We start from the raw sequence: 25,665 nt of genomic DNA on the forward strand, positions 1-25,665 counted from the left end.
ACGCCTTCAGGAGAGCCCGATGAACCTTGTTGAACTGACCGAACGCCTGCACGCCATCCGTGACCGCAATGACTGGCAGCCATTTCACAGCCCGAAAAACCTGGCCATGGCCGCGAGCGTCGAAATGGCCGAGCTGGTGGAGATTTTCCAGTGGCTGACCGAGGACCAGTCGCGGCAGCTGCCGGCGGACAAACTGGCCCATGCCGGCCAGGAAATCGGTGACATCGTGCTCTATCTACTATTGCTTTGCGGGGAGTTGGGGCTGGACATGAATGACGTGGTGCGCAGCAAACTGGCTGACAGCGAGCGGAGATTCAGCTGATGAGCGACCGTCATTTCGATCAACTGGCGACCCGGTTCGCAGAAAAAATCTACGGCGGTGCCAAAGGCGCGATTCGTCTGGCGGTGCTCCAGGCCGATCTGGCCGAAACCCTGCCGGACCGGCCGTTGCGGGTGCTGGATATCGGCGCCGGCCTGGGCCACATGTCGTTGTGGCTGGCCGAACGCGGGCATGAGGTGACGCTGGCCGAGCCCGCCGAACCGATGCTCGATGGCGCCCGCCAGCGCTTCGCCGAAGCCGGGCAGAGCGCAACATTCATTCAGGCGCCGTGGCAGGACCTGTTGGGTCAACTCAGCGAACCTTACGACCTGGTGCTGTGCCACGCCGTGCTGGAATGGCTGGCCGAACCCCATGCGATCCTGCCGGTGTTGCATCAACTGACCAAGGCCGATGGCTGGCTCTCCCTGGCGTTCTACAACCGCGATGCATTGATCTATCGCAATCTGCTCAAGGGCCACTTCCGCAAGATGCGCAAAAACGACATGGCCGGCGAGAAGCAGAGCCTGACCCCGCAACAACCCCTTGATCCACGGGAATTGGCGGCGCAACTTGAAGGTCTGTGGCAGGTCGAAACCCAGAGTGGCGTGCGGGTTTTTCACGATTACATGCCGGTGGAGTTCCAGGCCCGCGCCGAATTGGTGGACTTGCTGGAAATGGAGCTGGCCCACCGTCGCCACCCAAGCTTTGCCGGGCTTGGGCGTTACTTGCACTGGATCTGCCGGCCGGTCTGATCGGAGCGCGAAATGAAAACTCGTTCAGGGTTACTGCTGTTGTGTCTGGGGTTGGCTGCCTGCCAGGGCAGCAACCCGTATGTGGCGTCCTCCAAACCCATCCCGCCAGCGCCACCGCAGGCGGCCAACACCTTTGACCGCAGCGCCTACCCGGCACCGCCGCGCGACTACGGGCGCTATCGCAGCTGGGCCTGGCTCAACGGGCAAATGCCGCCGGGCACCGCCTGGGCAGACTCGGCCCAGGTCGCCGAGGCGGTCAGCAGCGCGCTTGATCAGCGCGGCTTGCGCCCGTTGCATGACAATCGCGCGGCGGACCTGTTCGTCAGCGCCGATTTGCGCATGGAAACCCGTTTGCGTCAGGTTCGCGACGATTACTACAACGGTGGCTATTACGGCGGTTATGGCGGTTACAACCGCTACAACAATGGCTACGGCGGCGCCTATGCCACAGTTCCGATCATTCGCACCTATCAGGAGCAGGTCGTGGTGGTGCATGTCGATCTGTTCGACGCGCAAAGCGGTCAACCGGTGTGGAGTTCCAGCGCGGAGACCAGCAACCGGGGCACCCAGAGCCAGCAGGTGGATGCCATACGGGAGGCTGTAGAAAAGGCCATGTCGGCGTATCCTCCCAGCTAGCTTCTGTCCATAAGCACCACTTCGCAGGATCATGTCTTCAGCCGGAGAATCATCATGTTCCGCCGTTTCGCTTTACTGACAGTGATCGCTCTGCTCAGTGCCTGCGCCGCCAACCAGGTCAATCATGACTTCGACGCCAGCCGCGATTTTGCGGCCTATCGCAGCTGGAGCTGGAAAGACCCCGTCCTGCAATATCGCCCTGATGACCCACGCATCAGGAGCGACCTGACTGAGCAACGCATTCGCCAGTCGGTCACCGAACAGCTGGATCAGCGCGGGTTGCGTCAAGCTGCCGCTGGCGCCAAGGGTGACTTGAGTGTGCAGACCTACCTGATTGTCGAGGAACGTCAGCAGCAGGTGACCACTAATTACGGCGGCGGTTGGGGTAATCCGTGGAACGGCTACTGGGGTGCGCCGATGTACAACGAAACCCGACTGGTCAACTACAAGGTGGCGACCCTTCAGATCGACCTGCTCGACGGCAAGGACGGCAAACTGGTGTGGCGCGGCAGCGACGAACAGATGCTCAGTCGCACGCCGAATCCAACGGATCGCAGCAATGCGATTCGCGAAACCGTTACCCGGATCCTGGCCAACTATCCACCCAGGTAGAAACACCAGGCAAACCCTGCAGGAGCGAGCAGGCTCGCTCCTGCAGTTGTTTTTCGGTCGCAGAAATGGCGAGTTGCCAGCAGCCTCGCCAACCCTTGTCTACACTCTTTTGACCAATGGAGGTTGCGCTCGGCAACACGCCGGCAAAGGAGTGCGCCATGTCTCCCCGCATGCAGTTTCGCGGCCCGGCCCGGCAACGGGGGGCAATCGGTTTGATGGCGGCCGGCACCCTGGCGCTGGCGCTGGGGTTCACGCTGCTGGTGATCGATACCGGCAGGCTGTACATGGAGCAGCGCAAGCTGCAACGGGTGGCGGATACCGCAGCACTCGAAGCCGTGAGCCGCGATGGCAACTGCAAGTCCGGGCAAAGTGCGACCACCTACGCCACCCAAAGCGCGACCCGCAACGGTTTTACCGTGAACACGGACAACACGCTGACCGTCAGTTGCGGCACCTTGCAAACCGGTGCAGATAATCTTCGCGCGTTTGTCGTCGACGCCACTAAAACCGCTGCGGTCCAGGTCATCGTCAGCCGCCCCGTCACCACCAGTATTGCGGCCGGTATTGGGGCGTTGCTCTCCGGTGCACCGGTCAGCCTCACGACCCGACTCGATGCCACCGCTGTCGCCGCCGAACCGAAGGTCACCCTGGCGCAACTGAGTATTCGCAGTACCCTGTTGAGCGTCGACAGTGCACGATCAAACCTGTTGAACCCGCTCTTCTCGACGCTATTGGGAGGCAACGTCAACCTGACCGTTGGCGGCTGGGACGGCTTGGTCAAGACCGATATCAACCTGCTGAAATTCATGGACCAGCTCGCCATCGAACTGGGCGTGTCGGCGGGAAACTACACGGCGCTGCTGAACACGCAAGGTTCCGTCACCAAGTTCATCAAGGCAGCCGCCAACGTGGTGAACCTCAACGGGGCCTCGGCTGAGGTCAAGACCGCCCTGACCAACCTGCAAGTGGCGGCCACCGGCGCTTCGCCGATCAAACTGGGTGATTTACTGACGCTGCAAACCGGTACGCAAGAGGCGGGACTGGATGCCACGGTACAGCTGTTTCAGTTGATTCAGGGTTTCGTTCAACTGGCCAACAAGAACAGTGCTGTGAACTCAACATTGCCCGTGAACGTCTTGGGTTTGGCTGGGGTGACGACCCACATCAAGGTCATTCAGCCGCCGCAGTTTTCCGCTGTCGGTGACCCGGCGCTGGCAAAAGTGGCGCCATTGGGGGTGAACAAGATTTATGTACGTACGGCGCAGGTTCGCATTCTGGTGTCCGTCGACCTGTCGTTGATCAACTCTGTTCTGCAATTGGTCAACACGTTGTTGACGCCGGTGGTGGGGTTGGTCAATACGCTTCTGGCGCCCGGATGCATTCTTGGCAGTTGCACTCAGACCGACCTGAAGATCCTGCCAAACGGGCTGAACCTGGACCTCGGTATTGAAGCGGGCGTTGGCAGCAGTTATGTCACGGACTATTCCTGCGCCAGCCCCACCAACAAAAGCCTCACCGCCACCACCAACATTTCCGCCTTGCAAGTCAAAGTCGGTCAAATCGATGATGCTGTTTGGCTCTCTTCTTCGGGTGCGCCAAGCCTGTCTCCGCTAACCCTGGTCGATATCGGCTCGAAAACCTGCACGCTGCTTAACTGCGGCGCGCGTACACCGTTCGGTGGGGGCGGCAGCGAGATCATGATCGACAGCCCTATTGCCGGTAAAACCGAATCCAACTACACCTTTGCCAACCCCCATGAAATCAATGTGTCACCGGAACCGACGCATCCCGTCTCGGTGTCCGGAGTGGTGGGAAGTCTGAAAGGCACGCTCGGCGGGCTCACGCTGATTCAACACACGCCCACCATCGGTAGTCTGCTGGGCAGCTTGTTGAGTACGCTGTTGTCGACGCTGTCTCAAGTTGTCGGGTTATTGATCACGGCCATCAGCGGTTTGCTCGCGCCGCTGGTCGACCCGATTGTCGACAGCTTGCTGGTGAACCTGGGCATCGACGTCAACAAGGTCGACGTCGGCTTCAACCTGACCTGCGGCGAGAAAGGCAAAGCCTACCTGGTGATCTGATCCGCTGGCACAACCGGCAGTTCGATGCAGAACCGCGCACCCTCGGTCGAATTCCTGACGCTGAGTTTGCCGCCCATGTTCTCGACAATGCCGTAACTCACCGACAACCCCAGGCCGGTGCCGATGCCCACCGGTTTGGTGGTGAAGAACGGTTCGAAAATCCTTTCCAGCAAGCGCTCGTCAATGCCGCCGCCGTTGTCCTCGACCCACAGTCGCACCGACTGCTCGTCCCGTTCGGCGTACACCGCAATCCACGGTTTGAATTCAGGGTTGCTTTCGCGTTTGCCGAGCAACGCATCCCGCGCGTTGACCATCAGGTTGATCAGCACTTGTTCGAGCTGATCGACATGCCCGCGCACCTGCACTTCAAACGCGGTTTCGCTGATGCGCAGGTCGACGCCTTTGCCGCGCATGCCTTCGGCCAGCAGTGACAGCGTGCCTTCGATGGCCTGGGCCGGGTTGAACGGGTGTTGTTCGATCTCCGAGCGACGGCCGAACACGCGCATGTGATCGACCACCCGCGCGGCACGTTGCACTTGCGTGTCGATGCGGTTGAGCTTGTCGGTCAGGTAGTCGACCTGCACATCGCCGATGCTCAGGCGTTTGAGCACATTGACGATGGCCATGCGCATCACGTTCAGCGGCTGGTTGATTTCATGGGCCAGGCCGGTGGCCATTTCGCCCAGGGTGGCCATTTTTGCGCTTTGCGTGAGTTGCTGCTGGGAGCGGCGCACTTCGGTGTTGTCGCGGCCAACGGCCTGTATTTCGAGCAACTGGCCGTGCGCGTCGAACACCCCGCGATCGGACCAGACCCACCAGGCGTGCTCGCGGCCCGGCAGTTGCAGATTGATTTCCGCGGTGCTGACCGGGAACTCCGGGCTCAGTTGGCTGAGGCGCTGGAGGAAGGACTCACGCTGTTGCGCGGACATCCAGCTACCGAGATTAACCCCCGGCAAATGCTCGGGCGCACACTCCAGATAGGTCGCCAGTGGCCGGTTGCCGAAGGTCAGCGTCAGGTCCGGCCGGTAGCGGCAGATCATCGCCGGTGAGTCTTCCACCAGAATCCGGTAGCGCTCTTCGCTCTGCTTGATTTGCTCGGTGGCCAGGGTGACTTCGGTGACGTCCAGCCACAGGCCGACAGCTTCTACCGGCAGGCCCAGGTCATCACGCAACAGTTTGGCTTCGTCGAGGATCCAGTGGTAATCACCACGATGGTCGCGCAACCGATAGCGGACGCGTACCGACCCTTCGCGCAGCAGCAAGCGACTACGTTCGAAGTAGCGGTCACGGTCTTCGGGATGCACCTTGTCCACCAGCGCGGCACCGGCACAATCGGCGAGCGTCCAGCCGAGCAGCGGCAGCAGGCTGTCACTGTAGAAAGTCGGTTGCAGCGCGCCTTCGACATACTGCTGCACATAAATCACGGCCGGGGAACTGGCGATCAGATTGTCCAGCCGCGCGTGGGCGGTCGCGGCTTGTTGTTCCTGGTTCTTGATATCGCTGATGTCGAGCATGAAACCGACGAGACGGCGATTTTTACCGACACCCAGCGCCTGGCCTTGCAGGCGATACCAGATTGGCGTGGCGGCCGCCTCGGGACGATACAGGCGCACGCACAGTAACAGGGGGATGCTTTCGTCCTGCAACGCCTGCAGGCGACTGCGCAATTCTTCGCGGTCGGCGGGATGCACTGTGTCAAGCCAGTCGTGCAACGGCAAGCGGGTATCGACAAGATTCAGGGCGCTGGCCAGTGAAGGTGCCAACTGCACCTGACCGGTGTCGCTGAACATCTCCCACCAACCCGTGCCGAGCAGGGCCTGCAGCGATTCCAGACGCTCCAGTTGCAGATGATGGCGGTGCTCGCGCAGGCGCTCCAGCAAGGGGCTGGCGAGGGCCGCGGCGAACTGCAACCAATCGCGCTCGCCGACGTCCGGCGCCCGTTGTTGCACCGCGTAGCAGCCGCACAACAGCCAGGCGGCCACGCCTTGGGCATCGTGATAAGGCACGGCGAAACCCTCGGCATTGCCAAAGGTGCTTTGCAGGCGAGGATGTTCAATCGGGTTCAGCGCTTGAGGCGCGGAGCCGTTCAGGCTATCGAGGCCGGTGCCCAGGCGCTGAGCGTTTTGCCACAGGCGGGGCGCGTCGAGCCCTGCATAGTGTTGATGGATCTGCCAGCCCTGTTCATCTTCATCGAGCAACGCCAGGGCGATACACGGGACGTGAAAGCGCTGGGCCAGGCTTTGCAGTTGATCAGCCAACACATCGGGCAGGCGCGACAGGCTGCACAGGCGCAATTGCTCGCCGATTTGCACCGCGAGCAACTGGCATTGCTCACGCAAACGCGACTGGCGGCGGTCAACCAGCAGGTCACCGATGTCCAGCAACTGCAGGAGCCAGGTGTCGGCCTGGGGCTGAATCCAGCCGCGCAGGTGCAGCGGTTGGCCGCTGAGGCTGTAGAAATCCAGATCCAGATTCTGCCCCAGCCAATCAGCGGGCACGCCCTCGACCACCAGGCTGCAATGGGGCAACAGAAAATCGAGCAGGTGCGGCGCGCGCGCGGTGGGGGTCTGCTGCGCCAGCGAATGCCGTAACGGGCCGGTCAGATGCAGCACGCGTCCTTCGGCATCCAGATGCATCTGCAGGCCGATGCCGTGCACGCTCGGCGGCTCCGGGAGTGCTTGAGGCACTGGCGGATGGCGATTGAGCAGACGCCCGAAGAGTTTGTCGCCGGCACTCAAAACTGCAGGCTCGAACTGGCGGTGAGCGTCGCAGGCAAATCAGGCACCTTGCCGATTCCGGGCAACGTCAGAAACGGAATGACCGCACTCAATTTGTTGGTGGGGTAATTGATGCTGACCTTCAGCACGCCAGCCGTGTAGGTGGTGGTGGCATCCGTATCGACATTGAAGTTCAGCCCGGCAGGAATCCACGCCAGTTGCCGGGTCAGTTCCTCTTTGACGACGGTTTTGAGTGCCGCCTCATAACCGGGCGTGGTCGGGTCCAGTGCCACGCTGCGGCGTATGGCTTCGGCGGTCGACTGGTTGAACGACTGCATCAGCAACAGCGGCAGGCTGTACGTGACAATCCCGTAGAACACCGCGAAAAAGATGACGAACACCAAGGCAAATTCAATCGCGGCGGCGCCTTTTTGTTTGCGGGGGAGGCTGGTTTTCATGAGTGCGTCTACCCTGACCATCACGAGGTAATGTCAGCATAGAATCATTCAGCCAAAACGGACTTTTTTTACCGGATGCACAGCATTGTCTTACTGATCTGGCTGACGCTATGCGCAGCGCAGGATGCACGGCAACGGCACATCGCCAATGGTTTGACCGTGGGCGCCGGGGCATTCGCATTGGCGTATCTGCTGTGGAGCGGCAGCACCTGGCTGGGCGCACCCGCGGAGCAGGGCGCCTGGGCGGCGTTGCTGGCGCTGGCGTTCACGTTACCCGGTTACGCGCTGCGAAGGCTCGGCGGCGGCGATGTGAAACTCATGATTGCCCTGGGGCTCGCGACCGACGGTCGGCATGTGTTGGGCGTATTTATCGGCGCAGGGTTGGCCAGTGTTTGCTGGCTGGCGCTGGCGCCAAGAGTCTGGCTTTATATGGGTCAAGGTCTTAGAGGACGTCTGCTTTATCTGCAGCCCGGAGTGTCAAAAAAACAGCCCTTCGCGCCCTTCCTGTTGGTGGGGTTATTGCTCACATTTGCCTGGCTCCGCTAGTCGTGCGGTTTTGTACAGAGTCGAAAAGAACGACTACTTTCATACAACAAACAGTTGTACAGCCATCGGCTGTTGGTACAGGAACGGTCAGCATTTGACCATGCAGGGAGTTGCACGTGAACAAGCGTACCTCGGCAGTAAAAATCCTTGTAGTCGACGATGAATCAATGATCGTTGAAGAACTCTGCGAGTTTCTCGAGAACAGCGGTTACCGTTGTGTGCCGTGTGAATCCAGCCATCAAGCCATCGAACGTTTCAATGAAGACACCGATATCGGATTGGTGCTCTGCGATTTGCACATGCCTGGGCTGGACGGGATTCAACTGGTTCAGGAGCTGCAACGCCTGTCTGGCAAGCACCGTGCGTTCGAAGCAATCATGCTCACCGGGCGTGCGGACAAGCAGGATGTGATCAAGGCGCTGCGTGCCGGGATTGCCGATTACTACCAGAAGCCGATTGACCTGGACGAGTTGCTGGAGGGCTTGCGGCGCCAGGAAGTGGCCTTGCAGGAGCGGCACAAGACGTTGCAGCTGGGGCATCTGAATCAGAAATTGCAGTATCTGTCTGAATCGATCGATGACCTGTACCAGGACCTCGACCGGGTTCGCCGTGCTCCGTTCGTGTCCGGCACTGTGGACTCGGAAGATGGCGCGGTCAGTGAGGCCGACCAGGTAGAAATCCCGGCGATTTTCAATCAGCTGTCGCCTCGACAGCTGGATGTGGCGCGGTTGGTGGGCAAGGGGCAGACCAATTATCAGATTGCCTGTGAGCTGGGAATTACCGAGAACACGGTGAAGTTGTATGTGTCGCAGGTTTTGCGGTTGACGCATATGCATAATCGGACGCAGTTGGCGTTGGCGTTGTCGCCCAGTAATTCGGGGATGCGGCAGAGGGTTACGGCGCACTGATTGTCCTGGCTGTACGCGGCTCAAACAGTGGGAGTCAGGCTGCTGGCGATGGCGGCCAGCCTGGCACCGCTTCCCGGACTATTGCCCCGACCCACTGTCCACCGCACCCCCCGCATCCTGATCAAAGAACTCCGGAATCTCATGCTGATAGCTCTTGAGCCAGCGTTGCATGGCCAGTTCTCTTTCCGTCGCCGTGGCCGTCTGTTTTTTTTGTGAGGCGGCCGCGTTGCTGCTTTGCAGTTGCAGCCAGCCTTCGGTTTCCTGTTGTTGCGGTGAGGCGGGGCCGGGGTCGATGGCGTGGGTGGTGAGGGGCAAGGCCAGGAAGCCGAGGCAGCAGAGGGTGGCGGGTTTCATCCGTGGTTCTCCCTATTGAAGGGTCGCAGGGGTGACAGCCGCGACTTGCGTGGCGGCGGTCGAGGCGGATTTGGCTGGGGTCTTGAGTTTTTCCGCGCGGGCCTGGGCTTCGGTGACTTGGGCCGGGCTCAGGCCGAGGCGGCTGACCAGTTCGGCGGCGCGACTCCAGTCATCCTGGTAGATCAGCAACGTCACCAGATTCTGCGCGGCCAGGGTGTCGGCTTGCTTGAGCTCCATGGCGGTGAGGAATTCGAATCGGGCGTCTTCCACCCGCAGTTGGTTGAGGTACACCACGCCCAGGTCATTGCGGATTTTTTCATCGGTGGGGGCCAGTCGCGAGGCCCGTTGCAAATGCGCCTGCGCCAGGCCGTTGTCGCCCCGGGCGGCGGCGAGTTGGCCCAGGCCGTGTTCGGCTTCGGCGGCCAGGCAGCTACCGAGCAGGCTGCGGTACAGCGGCTCGGCTTCGCTGCGGCCGAGCAATCGATAGACCTTGGCCTTGCGCAGACGCACGTCGGCGAGGTTGTCCGGCAGGCTTTGCAGGTTGGCCAGGCTGGCGTGCAGTTTGCCGTCCTTGGCCATGTCATCGGCCAGGTTCAGCGATAGCTGTTGATCGGAGCTCAGCTTGCCGCAACTGGCAGAGTCGGTCAGCGCGCTCCAGGGTGTTTGGCCGGTGCTCGCGCAACCGCTGAGCAACAGCAGACTCAAACCGGCAATCATTGCTTTCATCACGATCCCTCTAAGAAGCAAAAGCCCGGGCCAGGGCGGTGAGCCCCGGGCCGGCCAGGACGATCAATAACGCCGGGAAGAGGAACAGCATCATCACGACGGACATTTTGGCGGACATCTTGGAGATGTATTCCTGCAGGCGCGTCAGGCGCCGGTCATCGAGCAGCAGCTTGAGCGCCAGCAACGATTTCATCGCGCCGCCACCCTGATGGATCAGCTGTTGCAGGATCACGCAGGTGTCGGTGAACTCATCCACCGCGAGCAGGCGCGAGGCCACGTTCAGTTCCTCAGCCAGTTCCAGACCCGAGTCGACGCGGGTCAAGACCAGGCGCAGTTCATGGGTCAGGATCGGCAGCAATTGCTTGCCTTCGTTGCTCAGCACGCGCAGCGATTGCTCCACGGCCATGCCCGACTCAAATAGAATGCGCAGCAGCGGAATGAAGGTGGAAATCTCGATCGCCAGTTTTTTCTGCCGCTGGTGGGCGGCGGCGGCGAGCAGGCGTTTGGGCAACAGATAACCGATGCCGAGGGCGAACGCCGGGACGATCCACGGGTTGGCCACTTGCGGGAAGAACAGCCCCTGGACCAATGCACTCAGGGCCAGTGCCAGCACCGGCACACCCACTTGGCACGCGGCGAAGATCGCGCGTTTACGTGCGGTTCGCCAGCCGAGGGCGTTGAGCAGTGTTTGGGTTTCGTTATCGAGGCTGACCGATTGCTGGCCGACGCGGCTGCTGCCCAGCGCCTGCAGCCATTGGCTGAGGCGGTTGTCGGCCGGGGTTTTGCCGTCCAGCCGTTGCACTACCTGGCGGGCACGCCGACGCAGTTCCAGCACGACACTGAACAGCATCAGCGATGCCAGCAGGAACAGCAGCGAGCTCAGCAGCATTGACGGGTTCATAGGCTTCGCAACATCCGCCACAGCGCGACACAGCCGATCACCTGAAAGCCCAGCGCGGCGATCAGCATCGTTTGCCCCGAGCCGTCGTTCCACATGGCCAGCAGGTACGTGGGGTTGGAGATCAGGAAATATCCAGCGAGGGCCACCGGCATCGCCGCCAGAACCACCGCCGTGACGCGGGTTTCACCGGTCATGGCGCTCAGTTGGCGCGCTGCCTGTTCACGTTCGCGGATCATCTTGATCAGGTTTTCCAGCAGCTCGCTGGCGTTGCCGCCGTAGCGATGGTTGACCTTCAGCCCGAGGGCAAACAGACGCAGTTCATCTTTGTCGTAGAGCTCGGCGAAGTCCGAGGTGGCGTCGGGCAGGCTGATGCCCAGCTGCACGTTGCGCTGTACCCGGCCCAGGGCATTCTTCAGCGGATCCTCGGCGGCATTGATCGCACCCAGCACGGCATCGGCCAGGGTGCGGCCGGATTTCAGGCTGCGCACTGTGTGATCGAGCAGTGGCGGCAGCTGTTCGATCATGCGCTTGAGCCGGCGTTGATAACGCCATTGTACAAACACCCTCAGCAGCAGTGGCGGCAGCAACGACGCCAGCAGCAAACCGATCCAGCCGCCCGCCAATACACCGATTACAGCCAGCAGCCCCCACAGTGCCAGCCACTGGCCAATCCGTTCAGTCGGTCGCCCCAGGCCTGCACGCAAAAAGGCCCGCTCCAGCGCCGTCCATGAGGTTTTCTGCACAACCCGTTCCGGTTGCCCCTGGCTCAAGCGCTCCAGCACGCGCTGGGTGCCGGGCTGACGCAAACCTCGATAAAGGAGGCGCGCCGACAGGCCGAGCAAGAGCAGGCAAACGAGGATGAGCAGCAGCGGTTTGAGCATGCCGTGGCCTTCAGTACGCCGTAGGGGAAAGCGCCGACTCGCGACGCAGTTTGTCACCGGCAGGGTTAATCGCCTCGCGCAGAAAACCGAAGCCATTGCGTCGGTCGAGGCGGAACAGCGTGTTGGTCACGTACACGTCTTCGCGGATGCCGATCACCTCCACCACTTCGCTGACACAGCGCCGGCCATCGGGCATGCGTGTCAACTGAATCACCACGTCGAGCGCTGCGCAGATCATCTGGCGCAAGGTCCGTTCGGCGATGCTGCGCCCGGTCAGGCCGACCAGGGTTTCCAGGCGCAGCAAGGCGTCCTGGGCATTGTTGGCGTGTACGGTACTCATCGAGCCGTCGTGACCGGTGTTCATCGCGGTCAGCACATCGACCACTTCGACACCGCGGATCTCGCCGAGGATGATCCGGTCCGGGCGCATCCGCAGGGCGTTGCGGATCAGGTCGCTGGCCTTCACCTCGCCATGGCCTTCGGCATTCGGCGGACGGGTTTCCAGGCGCACCACGTGCGGGTGGCCCAGTTGCAATTCGGCGACGTCTTCGATGGTGACCAGGCGTTCGTGAGGGTTGATCAACTGGCTGAGAATGTTCAGCAGCGTGGTCTTGCCAGTGCCGGTGCCGCCGCTGATCAAAATATTGCAGCGCTTGCCCACGGCTTCTTGCAGGAACTCGTAAATCGACTGGTCGATGGTTTGCATGGCCATCAGGTCGGTGCTCTTGAGCATGTCCTGGCGGAATTTGCGAATCGACAGACAAGGACCGTCCAGCGCAATCGGGGGAATGATCGCGTTGACCCGGCTGCCGTCCGGCAGGCGCGCATCGACCATCGGCGATGACTCATCAAGCCGGCGCCCCAGCGGCGCAAGAATGCGCTGGATGACACGCTCGACGTGGTGTGCATCGATGAAACGCAAGTCGCTCTGGTGCAGCACACCGTCACGCTCGATGAACACCCGGTGGGGGCCGTTGACCAGAATTTCGGTCACCGCCGAATCGCGCAGCAGCACTTCCAACGGACCGAAACCGGTGAGTTCGTCGACGATTTCTTCGGCCAGACGCTCCATCTCGTAGCGGGAAATCGCCAGGTGCAGGCGCGCGATGTACTCGGCCACTTTGTCGATGACGAACTGCGACAGCACTTGCCGCGAACCTTCCAGCAGGTTTTTGCCCGACTCTTCGATGGCATCGATGATGTAGCGGTGCAGCACCAGTTTCAGGCCTTCGTGATCGGTATTGCCGGTCACCGCGCGCGGGCTGGCGCCGAACAGTTTTTCTGCGTTCATTGCGCACCTCTCAAGCGACTGAACCAGGACTTGGGTTTGGCCAGGCTTTCGGAGCGTTTGGCCAAGCGCTCACCGAGGGCACGCAGGCTTTGGGTGAGGACTTCTCGCGGCGCCAGTTCGAACAGGGTCACACCCTGATTCTTGGCGTTCAGGCGCACCTCGGGGCTGTAGGCGAGGGTGGCGATGATTTCCATGCCGAAGCTTTTGCCCAGGGCTTCCGAGTCCGGCGCCACGGTGCGCAAGTAACGATCGACCAGCAGCCGGGCGTGATCGAGCTTCATGCCTTTTTCACGCCACAGGTTGAGCACCGCCAGGTTGCGGCGGCAGTCGAGCACGTTCTGATCGGTGTACCACAACAGCTTGTCGCAGTGGCTGACGAAGGTGCGCAGGGCTTCACTGTCGGGCTGGCCGGTGAGGTTCACCACAATGTGCTGGAAGTGTTGGCGCAGGGCGCTGAGCAGCATGTACAACTCGGCGGCGCTGGTGTGTTCCAGCGGTTCATCGTTGCTGGCATAGGCGAGCATACTCAGCCCGACTTCGCAGCGGGTGAAGGCGCTGTCGATCAGCGTCGCATCGAGGCGGCGGACATGGCGCAAGGCATCACCGAAATGAAACGAACTTTCCAGACCGAGCAAGGCCAGACTGTCGCCGCGGGGCAGTCCAAGGTCGAGCAGCAGCGTTTGCTGGCCGCTCTTCTGCACCACTTGCGCCATATGGTTGGCGAGCAGCGCACCGTCGGCATTGCTCTGCACGCCGTACAACACGGTCAGGCCGCCCAGGTGATTGTTCGGCGCGACGGCGGGCAGGCGCTTGCTCAGTCGCCTGACCAGCCCGGCGACTTCACTGGAGCGCGAACCATAGGCGACAAAATCCCGGGCGCCGGCGCGCATGGCGTTGAGCACCAGTTGATTGTCCATGCCATCGCCCAGCGCGACGATGGCCAGCATCGGTTTGGCTTCCAGTGCGCCTTCGATCAATGCGCACTGCGCGACCACGTGTTCACGGTCGAGGCCGACGAACACCAGGTTGGCGAAGGTCACGTCCACCAGCGCCAGCAGTTCGTCGAGACTGCCGGCACCGGCACTGACGACCTGGCCCAACGGCGCGAGGGCGCCCTGCAGCCACTCCAGATCGGTGCTGTTGCGCGTGATCGCAAGGAAGGTCTGACTGAGGTTCTGGCTCATTGCGATAACCCGCTGCGTTTATCGAAGTTGCCGTTTTCAAGGAAGTACAGGCGATACCAGTTCGGGTCGTAATTACGCAGTTTTTCACCGGGCAATGACGGCAAAGGCGCGTTGGCGGCCAGGGGGTGAACCAGGTGCGGCGTGACGATCATCAGCAGCTCGCGCTCTTCGCGGTTGATCGAGGAGTTGCGGAAAAACGCGCCAAGAATCGGGATGTCGCCCAGTCCCGGAAACTTGCTGACTTGCGAAGCGTTTTGCGTGCTGATCAAACCGCTGATCACGAAGCTCTCGCCGTCGGCCAGCGAGATGCTGGTGTCGGTGCGGCGAATGGTGAAGGCCGGGACGGTGGTACCGCCGATGGTCACGCCATTGTTGTAATCGAGCTCACTGACTTCGGGGGCGACCTTCAGGGAGATCCGGTCATTGCTGACCACCGTAGGGGTCAGTGTCAGGCGAATCCCGAACTCCTTGTATTCGATTGAGTAACTGTTGCTGTTGGCGCTGGGCACCGGGATCGGTATTTCCCCACCGGCCAGGAAACTTGCACTCTGCCCGCTGAGCGCCACCAGGCTTGGCCGCGCCAGGGTGTAGGCGAAGCCGCTGCCTTCCAGGGCGTTGACGATGCCGAGGAACTTACTGCTGCCGCCACCCCAGACGATGTTGAACATGTCGTTGGCCAAGGGAATGCTCGGCGCGGCGATACGCGGGTCGATGTTGAACAGCGGCACCACTCCCGGGGTGACGCCGGTGTTGGGCACCGTGCCGGGTGCACCGAACAGGAAGTTGTTCGAGCCCTTGCCGTAGATCGACGTCCCGGCTTCCTTGAGCTTGGTGCGGCTGACTTCGACGAAGCGGATATCGGTCTGCACTTGCGAAGGCAATAGCGGGTCGTCCGATGGCATCCGCGCGGCGCTGGTCATGGCGGCGGTCGCACGGCCTTGAACGAACACCATGCTCTGACGCGGAGCCGTGGAACAGGCCGTCCAGACCATCAGGCTGGTGGCGCCTGATGCTACGCCTGTCAGCAGAAAAGCCTGATTGCCGTTGACCCGCACATCGGCGATTTTCGGGTCGCCGACGGCGATCCGGGTAATGGCGACCGGTGATTGCAGTTCCTTTTGCTGGCCTTCGCCAACTTCCAGCACTGCGGGCATCGAGCCCAGTGCCGTGCAATGACTGCTGGCGGCCAATGCGGCCGAGGCCGGCAGGCTGCCCAGCAAGGTGGCCCAGATCAAGCCGTTGAGCAACGGCGTAAAACGTCTGCGCATTAAAGTGCGTCCTTGCTCGATTCAGGGGGTCTGTTGAGTGATTTCGTTACCGCGGATCACTTCCACACCGGACTTGCGTGGTGCGGCTGCGCCACTGCTGGTGATCGGTTTGGGCGGTGCTGTCATGGCCAGTTGGTTGAACTGCACCAGTTCGCGATTGGCGTTGGCGATATTGGCCGGTGATTCGCGTTCTCCGGCCCAGTAGCGCGACAAGCGTTTTTCATCTGCGCTGCGCACGGCCAGGCGCAATACCCCGGCCTGTGCGGCGAGCATCAGACGACTCATGAGTTGTTCGGGCACCGCGAGCAGCACGGTGCGGGCGCTGGCGCGCTGTTCCTGGCGAGTTTTTTCATCGCTGTTATGCGTCGGGCTGGCGGGTTGGCCGTCATTGGTCAAGCCCATCTGTTCGCCCACCCCCAGCACACGCAAGGCAGGCACCACGAGTTGCGCCGAGGGCTGCGGGTTGTTGGTGTCCAGGCGCAAAAACAGCAGCACATCGACATAGTCGCCCGGTGTCAGTTGCCCGCCGGCATTGATCACTTCATCCACGGCGACGGCCAGGGCGCGTTCATCGGGGCGAATCATCCGCGCCAGTTTGCTGCCGGCGTCGAAGCTTTCGTCGCTGAGCCAGCTACCGGCGCTGAGGGCGCGCCACGGCGCGCGGCCGATGGCTTGATCAAGGCGGGTCAGGCTGCCCGCCGGAACGGTCAGAAGTTTTTCCAGGGCCACATCGGCGGCGGTGATTTGCACATACGGCGCGATGTCCCGCTGCAGCACCACGACCGGTTTGCGGGTGGTGTCTTCTTCGAGGGGCACGGGTGGTTGAACGCTGGAAGCGGGCGTAACGGTCCCGGTCTGCGCGACGGGCGCGACGGGCGCGACGGCGGGTTGGCGGGTCAATGTGAAGCCCCAATACCCGGCAATGACTGCACCCACCAGAGACAGTCCGGCAAGACCCAGAATGATACGACTGTTCATGACGGCTCTCCCTTTCCTGCTGCTCGAAGACTCGCTCTATCCAACGAGAAACTTCGCAATCAGGCAGCTATGAACATAAAACGATTTCGCTATTTGACCGTAGCGCAGCTAGAGCAAAACGCCATTACCCGGAGCGAAAAATCCAGCAAAAGTAAAACTTTACGATGAAATGAAGGGTTTTTTGGCGCCAACGAAACGACTAATACTTTCGTATTAATGCGTTTTTACAGTTGTTGGTCCCCGGAATGCCGACAATGCTGATGCTGGCATAGGGGAATCATGTTGCGACCGTGCAACACCCGTGGTCTCAGGGAGAACTGTCATGTCTTTTTCCAAGCTGGTTCAGAAGGTCAAATCCGAAATCGCTTTTTACAAAGGTCTGGCCAAGGATACCGAGGGTGCTTCGGGTATTGAGTACGCGATTGTGGCTGCGATGGTCGCGGTGGTCATCGCGGGGCTCAGTGGAGATATTGGAACCAGCATCAAAACGGTGTTCGAAAATATCAAAAACGCCTTCTGAATGATTACGCGAGTTCGTTTCGGTAATTTATGCATTGCCGAAGGCGGGTTCCGATGTCAGTGCTTAATCCATTTCAGGTGTTGCCCATGAGTGCTCCAGGACAGTCGCGCCAACAACTTCTTCTGGTCGATGACGAAGAGGATGCAGTGCTTGAATTGGCGGAGCTGCTGGAGGGTGAGGGGTTCAATTGCTTCACGGCGACATCGGTCAAGCTGGCGTTGCAGCACCTGACGCGGCATCCGGATATTGCGCTGGTCATCACTGATCTGCGCATGCCGGAGGAGAGTGGCATGTCGCTGATCAAGCGGCTGCGAGAGCATACGTCGCGTCAGCATTTGCCGGTGATTGTGGTGTCGGGGCATGCGGATATGGATGATGTCAGTGACATGCTGCGGTTGCAGGTGCTGGATCTGTTTCGCAAGCCGATTTATCACGTGAGGTTGTTGGAGACGTTGAATAATCTTTTTCCCTTGCCGCAGGTTTATTTGGTCAAGGGATGATTGCGGTTTTGGCCTTGGCGGCCTCTGAGCCGGCCAGGCTCTTGATTGATTGAGTACATATCCGTTGCTGCGGTAACGGCTGCTTATGGTTTCGCCCTTACGGCGAGTCCCTTTTGGCAAACGCCCCAAAAGGAACCAAAAGGTCTCGCCCCTTTCGTACGGCCCCTCGCTTAGGCTCGGTGTTCCTTCGCTCCGGCATTCATCCGGGGGCATCGCCTCCGGTCTGCTCCGCGACGACCTCCTCTCGATGTGTGCGGCTTCGCCGCACGGCGCTGCGCGCCCACCCCCCGGATAAACGCCTCCACTCAGCCTGCCGAGGGGGCGGGTGGATCAAGATCGGCAGGCGAGCTAACGCTCGGCCTGTGGAGTGGTGAAGAGCGTGGGTGTGCTCGGAACCGGCTTGGTGGATGGCGGCCTGATTGCCGACCCATTTCTCGCAGATACGTCCAGGAATCTGTAGGAGCCGGCTTGCTGGCGATAGCATCCAACCAATCTCTCCACATGCACCCATTCCAACTGTGGGAGCCAGACTGCTGGCGATGGCGTCCTGACAACCAACCAATCCCTCCCGGATACACCCCATCCACCCTACAACTGATAACTGAAACTAATGCTGTACCGCGGCTTGCGATTGAAGGTGTCCAGCGCTTCATCGGACATGGGTTTGGCCGCTTCCAGTGCAATGTTGTAGTACCTGGCATCGCCAAACCTTAATCCCACCGCCGCCGATGACATGTCATTACCTTTGACCGGCAGTTCGTTGAACCAGGTTTTGGCCCGGTCCAGGACCACATAGGGTTGTAGGACCCTGACCCATTTCCAGTCGCGGTTGAAGCTGTAGTTCACCTCGTAGGCCACCCCCCAGCCCTTGTCACCTGAAGCCTGGTCGTCGGGGTAGCCGCGGCCGAAGTTTTGTCCGCCGAACACGGCGCGTTCGCTGTCGGGCAGGGTGTCGTCGCTCCAGTACAACGCGGCCGATACCACGCCTTGCCAGTTGTCGAAGAATTTATCGCTTTGCACCCCCGACAGACGCAGCCGGAAGAAGTCCAGGTCCAGCGCGCTGTTGTTGGTTTCGGCGCCCATGCTGTCGAGGCCCTGATACAGCCCGCCACTGAGGATGCGCAGTTGTTGCGCATCGGCTTTGCGCCAGTCGCTTTCGAACGCCAGAGCGCGGATGTCGGTGCGTTCTTCGACGCTCAGCGGGAAGCCCACCACTTTGTAGCGGGTCTTGTCGTTGACGGCGTAAACCCGCGCACCGGCGCTGAGCAGTTCATTCGGCGAGGCGATGACCGGATGGCTGAAGCCGATCGAGTAGCGGTCGTTTTCCCGATGGGGTTTGAGCTCAAGGCCGTTGTCGAGCTGCACATTCGTGCCCAGGTCGGCGCGGTAGCGTGAGGCGGATAGCGCCAGTTGCGTGCCTTCGGCATTGAGGAACTGGTTGTAGTCCAGACGGTAGTAATGCTCATCGTCATCCCCCGGGGGAAACAGGCCGCTGAGGCTCAGTTGTTCACCCATGGCGGTCTGTGAATTGCTGCTCACGCCGAGCAAGGCCTGGGTGCCGTTGCGGTTGTCGTCGGTGGTGCCCAGGCTGCTGGTGAAGGGTTTGCGGCTGGCCTGGGCGATGAGGTCGGTTGCGCCATCGGTGGTGCCCGGTGGTGGTACTTGTGCTTGCAAGGTCACGCCGGGGATGCGGCTCATCAGCGTGGTGTAGCGTTCGAAGGTCTTGCGGGTCAGTGGCCGCTCGGCCTGGAGTTTGGCCACCAGTTTGTCGAGCAGGCCTTTGACCCGCCCGACGTCACCCTGCAGTTGGTAATTGCGGATATAGCCCTCCACCAAGACCACCCGCGCCACGCCATTATCGAACGTTTGCTGGGGCAGAAATGCGTAGGACAGCAGGTAACCATCCTGTTGATAGCGACGGGTGATAGTGCGCGTCGCTTCGATCAGGTCGGCCAGGCTCGATTCGCGGCCCAGCAGCGGTTGGTAGATCGCGGCCAGTTCGCCCAGCGGGTAGATAGTTCCGCCCTCGATCTGCACGGTCTTGAGATTGACTTTGGTGCCCATCATCAACGGTTGCGCTTGCGCGGCGCCGGGCTCCGGCACTTGCAGAGGCGCGGCCGTCGGGCGGTAGGCGTCGGCGGGCAGGTTCGGCACGGGCAGGTTGCGGATGGTGTCATTGCTGTTGAGAAAGCTGGGGAGGGTATCGGCGAAGGCGGTGCAGCTGAGGGGCAGTAACAGCAGGCAAGCAACAATGCGCATAGGACTCTCCCTGTTCAATCCGCGGTATCGCGAGGATCTCCGTGACCCAAAGAAAAAGGCGGAAGACTGATTAGAATCTTCCGCCTCCAACCAAGCGTAGGCGCTGTAGTTAAGGCCGTCGAATCGGCCAGGTGCAATTCAACGATTCTTTCCTCCCAGTGCGCCGGTCAGCCCACCCAACGCCCCGCCAAGGCCTCCTGTGGTGCCGGTGCCGCCGTTGACCAGCCCGCCGACTGCCGCGACGGTGCCGCCCACGGTGGTGACCGTGTTGCCGACTGCCGTGACCACCGGGTTGGCGGTGCCGCCGGCAATCGCTCCGCCAAGGTTGGCGACCGCGCCGCCGGCCTGGCCAGTGAGGCCGGCGATCGGGGCGCCGATGCCGGTGGTGCTGCCGAGGGTTTGAGTCAGCCCGGACACGCCAGAAGTGACGGGATTAAGCGCAGTACCGGCGATGTTGCCGACGTTGGCAAGCGCTGCGGTCGGGCCAGTGTTGGCGATACCGCTGCCGCCCAGTGCGCCTCCCACCGACGCGATCAGATTACCGCCGGCAACGCCGTTCACACCGGCTGCGCTGACCACGCCGTTGGTGTTGCCGATGTTGAGTCCGCTACCGACGTTGACCACGGCGCCACCGACGGTTTCCAGCAGGCCGGTGCCACCCAGGCCGCCGCTGCCGCCAGATCCGCTGCCGTTGGCCACCAGGCCTCCGGCTTTGCCCACCGTCGTGCCGGTGTTGCTCAGGGCGCCGCCAACGGTGTTGGTCAGTGGGTTGCCATTGCCGGCATCGGTCACTTTGTCACCGACGCCATTCACGGTGTCGCCGACTTTCTGAACGATGCCCTTGAGTGGATCGCCCAGACCGGTGGCGTCGCCGACCTTGTCGGTGGTGCTCTCGACCATGGCGATCACCGGCACCAGTTTGTTGCCGACTTCCCGGGTCACCAAGCCCAGCGGGCCGCTGGTAGTCGCGGTGCTCAAGGTGTCGCCGAGCATGGTGACTTTTTCGCCGACGCCATCGAGCACCGGGGCCACCCGGGTCACCACGCCACCCACCACCGGCACGCTGCTGGTGGTGGTCGCGAGTTTGCCGCTGACATCAGAAACACCGTTACCGAGATCTTGCACCACGCCACCTACCGATGAGGCGGTAACGCCCAGGCCGTTCGGGTCGGTGCCCAGTTTGCCCACACCATTGGCCACGCCGTCACCCAGTGTGCTGACCACGTTGCCGGTGGTGTTCACTACGCTTTGCACGACACCACCGACCACCGGAACCGAGCCCAGCGAATCGCCGATTTGCCCGACACCGTCACCGACGCCAGCGACGGTGTTGCCGACATCCTGAACCAGGGTGGTGGTCACCAGCGGCGTGCCTGTTGGATTGGTGGGATTGGTCGGGTCTGTCGGATTGGTTGGGTTGGTCGGGTCAGTGGTACCGCCACCGCCACCGCCACCGCCCGTGCCTCCGGTACCTCCGGTGCCTGTGCCGGCGGTGCTGTCTGATCCACCCGATGCCCCTCCAGCGGTCTGGCCATCGGGTGAGGAGCTGTCGGAGCTGCTGTGATGACCGCCACCGCCGCTGCTGCAGCCGGCGAGGCCAAGGGAGAGAATGAGCGCCAATGCGGTGGCTGATTTGCACCAAACTTGAGTTTTCATAAGTAAAATTCCTTGCACCTGTAACAACGTCGTTGTCTTCGATGGCTGACCGGTTCTGTCGCCGGCCATGCCTTCGTCCGTTGTCCACATAACAATCGCAACGGCTCTGCAACGCCATTCTCCACTTGGTATTAAGCCCTTTGATAAACACGCGCGCGTGCTGCCTAAGGGCTAATACCTAGGGTATAGCCGCGGATAAAAATGCTTTTGAAATCAATGAGGGAGTCGTTGGAGAGGGCAGAGGCGAGGGCGCTGAAAACTTAAGTGATATATACACAATTAACGATGTTCCGGCAGCGCCTGCAGAGGATGCGTTCCACTGCAGGCGCTGCCGAAAGCTGCCATTTTTTATCTATCAGGCGACCGGCCGCCAGTGGCCAACCATGTGTTCAAGATCTCCGGCGCCGATCAACTGCAATTCACCACTGGACCCCGCCGCACTGGCCAGTAGCGCCACCTCGCTGGGCAGGCGTACCGGTTTTTTGAATTGCACCGCGATCTCGATATTCGCCGACGGCAGATGATCGGCCAACGCGGCCAGTGTGCGCGCCTTGTTCCATAGCCCGTGGGCGATGGCCGATGGAAAGCCGAACAATTTGGCGCTGGCCGCGCTCAGGTGAATCGGGTTGTAGTCGCCGGAAACCTTGGCGTATTGCCGGCCGATATCCACAGGTGCTTTCCATTGCGCCACTTGCGTGAGCGTCAACGTCGACGCGAGTACGTCCTCCACGGACTCGCCTTCGAGCTTGACCCCTCGGCACAGCATCTGGCTTTCAGCCTCCCACAGCGCGCCGAGTTGATCATCCAGGGTGGTCACCAGATCGAACGTCGCACCCTTGGCATGAGGTTGCAGGTTTTGCACGTGCACACTGACCCGTACCCGACCCACCCCACCCATGGGGCGCAACACGCGAATGCGATTGCTCAGGTGAATCAGCCCCAGCAGCGGGAACGGGAAGTCCCTGGCGGTGAGCAGTTGCATCTGCAAAGCGAAGGCGAGGATGTGTGGGTAAGTGGGAGGCAGCAGGCTGTTGTCGGTAAAACCGCAGACCTTGCGATAGGCCGCCAGACGTTTTGCATCGACATCCACCCAGCAGCGCAAGCCCGAGGCCGGCAGGGTGGTGCCGGTGATTTTCCGTCGCGTTGCCGCGTGTGCATACAGCCCGGGCAGGCCGGGTTCGCGATTGAGTGTGTGCCAGTCGATCGTCATGCCTAAGCCCCCAACACACTTTGCCCGCAAACCCGCAAGGCTTGCCCGGTGAATGCGCCGGTGCCCGGTTGAGCCAGCCAGGCCACCGCTTCGGCGACGTCTTGCGGCAAGCCGCCCTGGCCCAGTGAGCTCATGCGCCGCCCGGCCTCGCGCAGGCCGAACGGGATGTGGGCGGTCATCTGGGTTTCGATAAAACCGGGTGCCACCGCGTTGATGCTGATGCCCCGTGCCTGCAACAGCGGCGCCCAGGCTTGCGCCAGCCCGATCAGGCCCGCCTTGCTCGCTGCGTAGTTGGTTTGCCCGCGATTGCCGGCGATGCCGCTGATCGAAGCCAGCAGAATCACCCGACCGTTGTCGCGCAGGGTGCCATTGTCGAGCAAGGCTTTGGTCAACACTTGTGGCGCGTTGAGGTTGACCGCAAGCACCGCGTCCCAGAATTCCGGGGTCATGTTGGCCAGGGTTTTGTCGCGGGTGATGCCGGCGTTGTGCACCACGATATCGATGCCGTCGGGCAACTGTTCAACCAGTTGCGTGGCGGCGTCTTCAGCGCAGATGTCCAGCGTGACGCTGCGTCCACCCAAGCGTGCGGCAAGTGCTTCCAGATCATTTTTGGCCGGTGGCACGTCGAGCAGGATGACATCGGCACCGTCCCGGGCCAGGGTCTCGGCAATGGACGCGCCGATGCCCCGCGCTGCGCCGGTGACCAGTGCCTTGCGTCCGGCCAGCGGTCGCGTCCAGTCCGTCACCGGCGTATCGCAGGGGTTCAGGCGAATCACTTGCCCGGAGACGAACGCGCTTTTCGGTGAGAGGAAAAACCGCAGCGGACCTTCCAGTTGATCCTCGGCACCTTCGCCGACGTGGATCAGTTGCAAGGTGCCGCCGCTGCGCAATTCCTTGGCCAGCGAGCGACTGAAACCTTCGAGGGCGCGTTGCGCACCGGCGGCGAACGGATCGCTCAAGGTCTGCGGGTCGCGACCGAGAATCACCAGATGCGCGCAGTGATCGAGGTTTTTCATCAGCGGCTGAAAGAACTCGCGCAGCTGTTTGAGCTGATCGGTGTGCAGCAGATCGCTGGCGTCGAACACCACCGCTTTGAGTTTCGGGCCGTGGCCGGGAATCCATTGCGTCGCCATTGAAGGCTCGGTGCCGTAGCTGTAGATCGCGTCGGTCAGGCGATTGGCAATGGCGCTGACTTTCTCCGCCAACGGCCCGCCACCGATCAGCAACGCACCGTCGACCGGGCGCAGCCGGCCTGCTTGCCAACGTTCCAGCCGGGTCGGCGCAGGCAAGCCCAAGGCCCCGACCAGACGATGGCCGATGGAGGAGTTGGCGAAGTCGATATAGCGGTCAGACATGGAACGCGCTCCGAAAGCTGGGGTTCAAAGTGTGGACCACGAATGGCAATCAGTCGTTCGATCCACGAGATAAGGCCTACGCTTGATCACAGCAGCGTAGTTTGAATACCGGATTTTGTGGCAATGCATCCCCTGTAGGAGCGGGCTTGCCCGCGATAGCGATTTAACGGTCACATCAATGCGGAATGTGCTGCCGCCATCGCGGGCAAGCCCGCTCCTACAGGGATCGCTCTAACTTTTGGATGTTTATTGGGAGCTTTTCATGACTCAACTGCGCCGCGTCGCGATCATTGGCGGTAACCGGATTCCCTTCGCCCGGTCCAACGGGCCTTACGCCACCGCGAGTAACCAGGTGATGCTCACCGCCGCGCTCGAAGGCCTGATCGAGCGCTACAACCTGCACGGTCAGCGCATCGGCGAAGTGGTTGCCGGCGCGGTGCTCAAGTTGTCGCGGGACATGAACCTGACCCGCGAATGCGTACTCGGTTCGCGCCTGTCTCCCGCCACCCCGGCCTATGACATCCAGCAGGCGTGCGGCACCGGGCTGGAAGCGGCGTTGCTGGTGGCCAACAAGATTGCTCTGGGCCAGATCGAGTGCGGCATTGCCGGGGGTGTCGACACCACCTCCGATGCACCGATCAGCGTCAGTGAAGGGTTGCGCAAGATCCTGCTGCAGGCCAATCGCGCCAAGAGCATGGGCGACAAACTGAAAACCTTTCTGCAATTGCGCCCGCACCATCTGATCCCTGAGTTCCCGCGCAACGGCGAGCCACGTACCGGTTTGTCGATGGGGCAACATTGCGAGTTGATGGCGCAGACCTGGAACATTCCTCGCGAAGAGCAGGATCAGTTGGCCCTGGAAAGTCATCAAAAACTGGCCGCGTCTTACGCCGAAGGTTGGCACAACGACCTGATGACGCCGTTCCTCGGCCTCACCCGCGACAACAATCTGCGTGCGGATTCGACCCTGGAAAAGCTTGCCTCGCTTAAACCGGCCTATGAAAAAAGTGCCAAGGGCACGCTGACCGCGGGCAACTCCACACCGCTGACCGATGGCGCGTCGCTGGTACTGCTGGGCAGTGAGCAATGGGCCAATGAACGCGGCTTGCCGATTCTCGCGTACCTGCGTGACGGCGAGGCGGCGGCGGTGGATTTCGTCAACGGTGCCGAAGGCTTGTTGATGGCGCCGGTCTACGCGGTACCGCGTTTGCTGGCGCGCAATGGCCTGAGCTTGCAGGACTTCGATTACTACGAAATCCACGAAGCGTTCGCCGCGCAAGTGCTGTGCACACTCAAGGCTTGGGAAGACGCGGATTACTGCAAAACCCGTCTCGGCCTCGAGGCACCGTTGGGCGCCATCGACCGCAGCCGACTGAACGTCAAAGGCAGTTCACTGGCCGCGGGGCATCCGTTTGCCGCCACGGGCGGGCGCATTGTTGCCAACCTGGCGAAGCTGCTGGATGCGGCGGGGAAGGGGCGGGGACTGATCTCGATCTGTGCGGCGGGTGGGCAGGGCGTGACCGCCATTATCGAGCGCTGATGTCTGATGTGGA

General features: G+C 61.4%; 24 protein-coding genes. 10 read left to right on the top strand and 14 right to left on the bottom strand.

Features of this window, described 5'->3' with window-relative positions; genetic code table 11:
• Nucleotides 1-19 precede the first annotated feature (19 nt).
• From BVK86_RS18870 to BVK86_RS18890, 5 genes are all read left to right on the top strand, one after another.
• Entirely contained in the window at nucleotides 20-322 is a 303-nt protein-coding gene (locus BVK86_RS18870) for a MazG-like family protein (protein WP_056852476.1), read from the top strand.
• A complete protein-coding gene (locus BVK86_RS18875; RefSeq protein ID WP_075947839.1) occupies nucleotides 322-1,071 on the top strand; it encodes a methyltransferase in 750 nt (249 codons plus the stop codon). Before BVK86_RS18870 ends, BVK86_RS18875 begins: the two co-directional genes overlap by 1 nt.
• 12 nt (nucleotides 1,072-1,083) lie before the next feature.
• On the top strand, nucleotides 1,084-1,707 hold the full coding sequence (locus tag BVK86_RS18880; RefSeq protein ID WP_075947840.1) for a DUF4136 domain-containing protein: 624 nt from the start codon (nucleotides 1,084-1,086) through the stop codon (nucleotides 1,705-1,707).
• 54 nt (nucleotides 1,708-1,761) lie between these two features.
• The gene (locus tag BVK86_RS18885; protein WP_075947841.1) at nucleotides 1,762-2,319 is read left to right on the top strand and encodes a DUF4136 domain-containing protein; all 558 of its coding nucleotides are present in this window, start codon (nucleotides 1,762-1,764) and stop codon (nucleotides 2,317-2,319) included.
• A gap of 158 nt (nucleotides 2,320-2,477) precedes the next feature.
• On the top strand, nucleotides 2,478-4,400 hold the full coding sequence (locus tag BVK86_RS18890) for a pilus assembly protein TadG-related protein (RefSeq protein WP_075947842.1): 1,923 nt from the start codon (nucleotides 2,478-2,480) through the stop codon (nucleotides 4,398-4,400).
• On the opposite strand, the gene BVK86_RS18895 is transcribed toward BVK86_RS18890, so the two are convergent.
• Together BVK86_RS18895 and BVK86_RS18900 are read right to left on the bottom strand one after the other, a co-directional pair.
• Nucleotides 4,385-7,138, bottom strand: coding sequence for an ATP-binding protein (locus BVK86_RS18895; protein ID WP_075947843.1), 2,754 nt, complete (start codon nucleotides 7,136-7,138; stop codon nucleotides 4,385-4,387). The two genes, BVK86_RS18890 and BVK86_RS18895, sit on opposite strands and share 16 nt — an antisense overlap.
• Entirely contained in the window at nucleotides 7,135-7,575 is a 441-nt protein-coding gene (locus tag BVK86_RS18900; RefSeq protein WP_075947844.1) for a TadE/TadG family type IV pilus assembly protein, read from the bottom strand. The genes BVK86_RS18895 and BVK86_RS18900 overlap by 4 nt, the downstream gene beginning before the upstream one ends.
• A gap of 75 nt (nucleotides 7,576-7,650) precedes the next feature.
• Between BVK86_RS18900 and BVK86_RS18905 the strand changes: the two genes are divergently transcribed.
• Together BVK86_RS18905 and BVK86_RS18910 are read left to right on the top strand one after the other, a co-directional pair.
• Nucleotides 7,651-8,121, top strand: coding sequence for a prepilin peptidase (locus BVK86_RS18905; RefSeq protein WP_075947845.1), 471 nt, complete (start codon nucleotides 7,651-7,653; stop codon nucleotides 8,119-8,121).
• Nucleotides 8,122-8,237: 116 nt separating this feature from the next.
• On the top strand, nucleotides 8,238-9,029 hold the full coding sequence (locus BVK86_RS18910) for a response regulator transcription factor (RefSeq protein ID WP_075947846.1): 792 nt from the start codon (nucleotides 8,238-8,240) through the stop codon (nucleotides 9,027-9,029).
• Nucleotides 9,030-9,107: 78 nt separating this feature from the next.
• Here the strand turns inward: BVK86_RS18910 and BVK86_RS18915 are convergent, their stop codons facing one another.
• Genes BVK86_RS18915 through cpaB form a run of 8 tightly spaced genes read right to left on the bottom strand, consistent with a single transcriptional unit; the run spans nucleotide 9,108 to nucleotide 16,612 of the window.
• The gene (locus tag BVK86_RS18915) at nucleotides 9,108-9,383 is read right to left on the bottom strand and encodes a DUF3613 domain-containing protein (protein ID WP_075947847.1); all 276 of its coding nucleotides are present in this window, start codon (nucleotides 9,381-9,383) and stop codon (nucleotides 9,108-9,110) included.
• A gap of 12 nt (nucleotides 9,384-9,395) precedes the next feature.
• Nucleotides 9,396-10,109, bottom strand: a complete 714-nt coding sequence (locus tag BVK86_RS18920) for a tetratricopeptide repeat protein (protein WP_075947848.1) — start codon at nucleotides 10,107-10,109, stop codon at nucleotides 9,396-9,398.
• Between the two features lie 10 nt (nucleotides 10,110-10,119).
• On the bottom strand, nucleotides 10,120-10,998 hold the full coding sequence (locus BVK86_RS18925; protein ID WP_408002969.1) for a type II secretion system F family protein: 879 nt from the start codon (nucleotides 10,996-10,998) through the stop codon (nucleotides 10,120-10,122).
• 8 nt (nucleotides 10,999-11,006) lie between these two features.
• On the bottom strand, nucleotides 11,007-11,891 hold the full coding sequence (locus tag BVK86_RS18930) for a type II secretion system F family protein (RefSeq protein ID WP_075947850.1): 885 nt from the start codon (nucleotides 11,889-11,891) through the stop codon (nucleotides 11,007-11,009).
• Between the two features lie 10 nt (nucleotides 11,892-11,901).
• A complete protein-coding gene (locus tag BVK86_RS18935; RefSeq protein ID WP_075947851.1) occupies nucleotides 11,902-13,182 on the bottom strand; it encodes a TadA family conjugal transfer-associated ATPase in 1,281 nt (426 codons plus the stop codon).
• Complete coding sequence (locus tag BVK86_RS18940; protein WP_075947852.1) at nucleotides 13,179-14,366, bottom strand: CpaE/TadZ family protein; 1,188 nt, start codon at nucleotides 14,364-14,366, stop codon at nucleotides 13,179-13,181. The genes BVK86_RS18935 and BVK86_RS18940 overlap by 4 nt, the downstream gene beginning before the upstream one ends.
• Complete coding sequence (locus tag BVK86_RS18945) at nucleotides 14,363-15,634, bottom strand: type II and III secretion system protein family protein (RefSeq protein WP_075947853.1); 1,272 nt, start codon at nucleotides 15,632-15,634, stop codon at nucleotides 14,363-14,365. Before BVK86_RS18945 ends, BVK86_RS18940 begins: the two co-directional genes overlap by 4 nt.
• A 21-nt stretch (nucleotides 15,635-15,655) precedes the next feature.
• The gene (cpaB, locus tag BVK86_RS18950; RefSeq protein ID WP_075947854.1) at nucleotides 15,656-16,612 is read right to left on the bottom strand and encodes a Flp pilus assembly protein CpaB; all 957 of its coding nucleotides are present in this window, start codon (nucleotides 16,610-16,612) and stop codon (nucleotides 15,656-15,658) included.
• 322 nt (nucleotides 16,613-16,934) lie between these two features.
• Here cpaB and BVK86_RS18955 point away from each other — a divergent pair, with 322 nt between their 5' ends.
• Both BVK86_RS18955 and BVK86_RS18960 read left to right on the top strand, forming a co-directional pair.
• Nucleotides 16,935-17,132, top strand: coding sequence for a Flp family type IVb pilin (locus BVK86_RS18955; RefSeq protein ID WP_075947855.1), 198 nt, complete (start codon nucleotides 16,935-16,937; stop codon nucleotides 17,130-17,132).
• Between the two features lie 86 nt (nucleotides 17,133-17,218).
• Complete coding sequence (locus BVK86_RS18960) at nucleotides 17,219-17,632, top strand: response regulator (RefSeq protein ID WP_075947856.1); 414 nt, start codon at nucleotides 17,219-17,221, stop codon at nucleotides 17,630-17,632.
• 588 nt (nucleotides 17,633-18,220) lie between these two features.
• Here the strand turns inward: BVK86_RS18960 and BVK86_RS18965 are convergent.
• From BVK86_RS18965 to BVK86_RS18980, 4 genes are all read right to left on the bottom strand, one after another.
• Complete coding sequence (locus BVK86_RS18965; protein ID WP_075947857.1) at nucleotides 18,221-19,891, bottom strand: ShlB/FhaC/HecB family hemolysin secretion/activation protein; 1,671 nt, start codon at nucleotides 19,889-19,891, stop codon at nucleotides 18,221-18,223.
• 138 nt (nucleotides 19,892-20,029) lie between these two features.
• Complete coding sequence (locus tag BVK86_RS18970) at nucleotides 20,030-21,547, bottom strand: collagen-like triple helix repeat-containing protein (protein ID WP_075947858.1); 1,518 nt, start codon at nucleotides 21,545-21,547, stop codon at nucleotides 20,030-20,032.
• 355 nt (nucleotides 21,548-21,902) lie between these two features.
• The gene (locus BVK86_RS18975; RefSeq protein WP_075947859.1) at nucleotides 21,903-22,757 is read right to left on the bottom strand and encodes a MaoC family dehydratase; all 855 of its coding nucleotides are present in this window, start codon (nucleotides 22,755-22,757) and stop codon (nucleotides 21,903-21,905) included.
• A gap of 2 nt (nucleotides 22,758-22,759) precedes the next feature.
• Nucleotides 22,760-24,112 (bottom strand): 3-oxoacyl-ACP reductase, encoded by a 1,353-nt coding sequence (locus BVK86_RS18980; protein WP_075947860.1) that lies wholly within the window; start codon nucleotides 24,110-24,112, stop codon nucleotides 22,760-22,762.
• Between the two features lie 262 nt (nucleotides 24,113-24,374).
• Here BVK86_RS18980 and BVK86_RS18985 point away from each other — a divergent pair, with 262 nt between their 5' ends.
• Complete coding sequence (locus BVK86_RS18985; RefSeq protein WP_075947861.1) at nucleotides 24,375-25,652, top strand: acetyl-CoA C-acetyltransferase; 1,278 nt, start codon at nucleotides 24,375-24,377, stop codon at nucleotides 25,650-25,652.
• The last annotated feature ends 13 nt before the right edge of the window (nucleotides 25,653-25,665 follow it).

This window comes from Pseudomonas reinekei, from assembly GCF_001945365.1.
In the GTDB taxonomy this organism is placed as follows: domain Bacteria; phylum Pseudomonadota; class Gammaproteobacteria; order Pseudomonadales; family Pseudomonadaceae; genus Aquipseudomonas; species Aquipseudomonas reinekei.

Coding starts and splice junctions, on each gene's coding strand:
- BVK86_RS18870 (WP_056852476.1), top strand. CDS start 20: ATGAACCTTGTTGAACTGACCGAACGCCTGCACGCCATCCGTGACCGC.
- BVK86_RS18875 (WP_075947839.1), top strand. CDS start 322: ATGAGCGACCGTCATTTCGATCAACTGGCGACCCGGTTCGCAGAAAAA.
- BVK86_RS18880 (WP_075947840.1), top strand. CDS start 1,084: ATGAAAACTCGTTCAGGGTTACTGCTGTTGTGTCTGGGGTTGGCTGCC.
- BVK86_RS18885 (WP_075947841.1), top strand. CDS start 1,762: ATGTTCCGCCGTTTCGCTTTACTGACAGTGATCGCTCTGCTCAGTGCC.
- BVK86_RS18890 (WP_075947842.1), top strand. CDS start 2,478: ATGTCTCCCCGCATGCAGTTTCGCGGCCCGGCCCGGCAACGGGGGGCA.
- BVK86_RS18900 (WP_075947844.1), bottom strand. CDS start 7,575: ATGAAAACCAGCCTCCCCCGCAAACAAAAAGGCGCCGCCGCGATTGAA.
- BVK86_RS18905 (WP_075947845.1), top strand. CDS start 7,651: ATGCACAGCATTGTCTTACTGATCTGGCTGACGCTATGCGCAGCGCAG.
- BVK86_RS18915 (WP_075947847.1), bottom strand. CDS start 9,383: ATGAAACCCGCCACCCTCTGCTGCCTCGGCTTCCTGGCCTTGCCCCTC.
- BVK86_RS18920 (WP_075947848.1), bottom strand. CDS start 10,109: ATGAAAGCAATGATTGCCGGTTTGAGTCTGCTGTTGCTCAGCGGTTGC.
- BVK86_RS18925 (WP_408002969.1), bottom strand. CDS start 10,998: ATGCTGCTGAGCTCGCTGCTGTTCCTGCTGGCATCGCTGATGCTGTTC.
- BVK86_RS18930 (WP_075947850.1), bottom strand. CDS start 11,891: ATGCTCAAACCGCTGCTGCTCATCCTCGTTTGCCTGCTCTTGCTCGGC.
- BVK86_RS18935 (WP_075947851.1), bottom strand. CDS start 13,182: ATGAACGCAGAAAAACTGTTCGGCGCCAGCCCGCGCGCGGTGACCGGC.
- BVK86_RS18940 (WP_075947852.1), bottom strand. CDS start 14,366: ATGAGCCAGAACCTCAGTCAGACCTTCCTTGCGATCACGCGCAACAGC.
- BVK86_RS18945 (WP_075947853.1), bottom strand. CDS start 15,634: ATGCGCAGACGTTTTACGCCGTTGCTCAACGGCTTGATCTGGGCCACC.
- cpaB (WP_075947854.1), bottom strand. CDS start 16,612: ATGAACAGTCGTATCATTCTGGGTCTTGCCGGACTGTCTCTGGTGGGT.
- BVK86_RS18955 (WP_075947855.1), top strand. CDS start 16,935: ATGTCTTTTTCCAAGCTGGTTCAGAAGGTCAAATCCGAAATCGCTTTT.
- BVK86_RS18960 (WP_075947856.1), top strand. CDS start 17,219: ATGAGTGCTCCAGGACAGTCGCGCCAACAACTTCTTCTGGTCGATGAC.
- BVK86_RS18965 (WP_075947857.1), bottom strand. CDS start 19,891: ATGCGCATTGTTGCTTGCCTGCTGTTACTGCCCCTCAGCTGCACCGCC.
- BVK86_RS18970 (WP_075947858.1), bottom strand. CDS start 21,547: ATGAAAACTCAAGTTTGGTGCAAATCAGCCACCGCATTGGCGCTCATT.
- BVK86_RS18975 (WP_075947859.1), bottom strand. CDS start 22,757: ATGACGATCGACTGGCACACACTCAATCGCGAACCCGGCCTGCCCGGG.
- BVK86_RS18980 (WP_075947860.1), bottom strand. CDS start 24,112: ATGTCTGACCGCTATATCGACTTCGCCAACTCCTCCATCGGCCATCGT.
- BVK86_RS18985 (WP_075947861.1), top strand. CDS start 24,375: ATGACTCAACTGCGCCGCGTCGCGATCATTGGCGGTAACCGGATTCCC.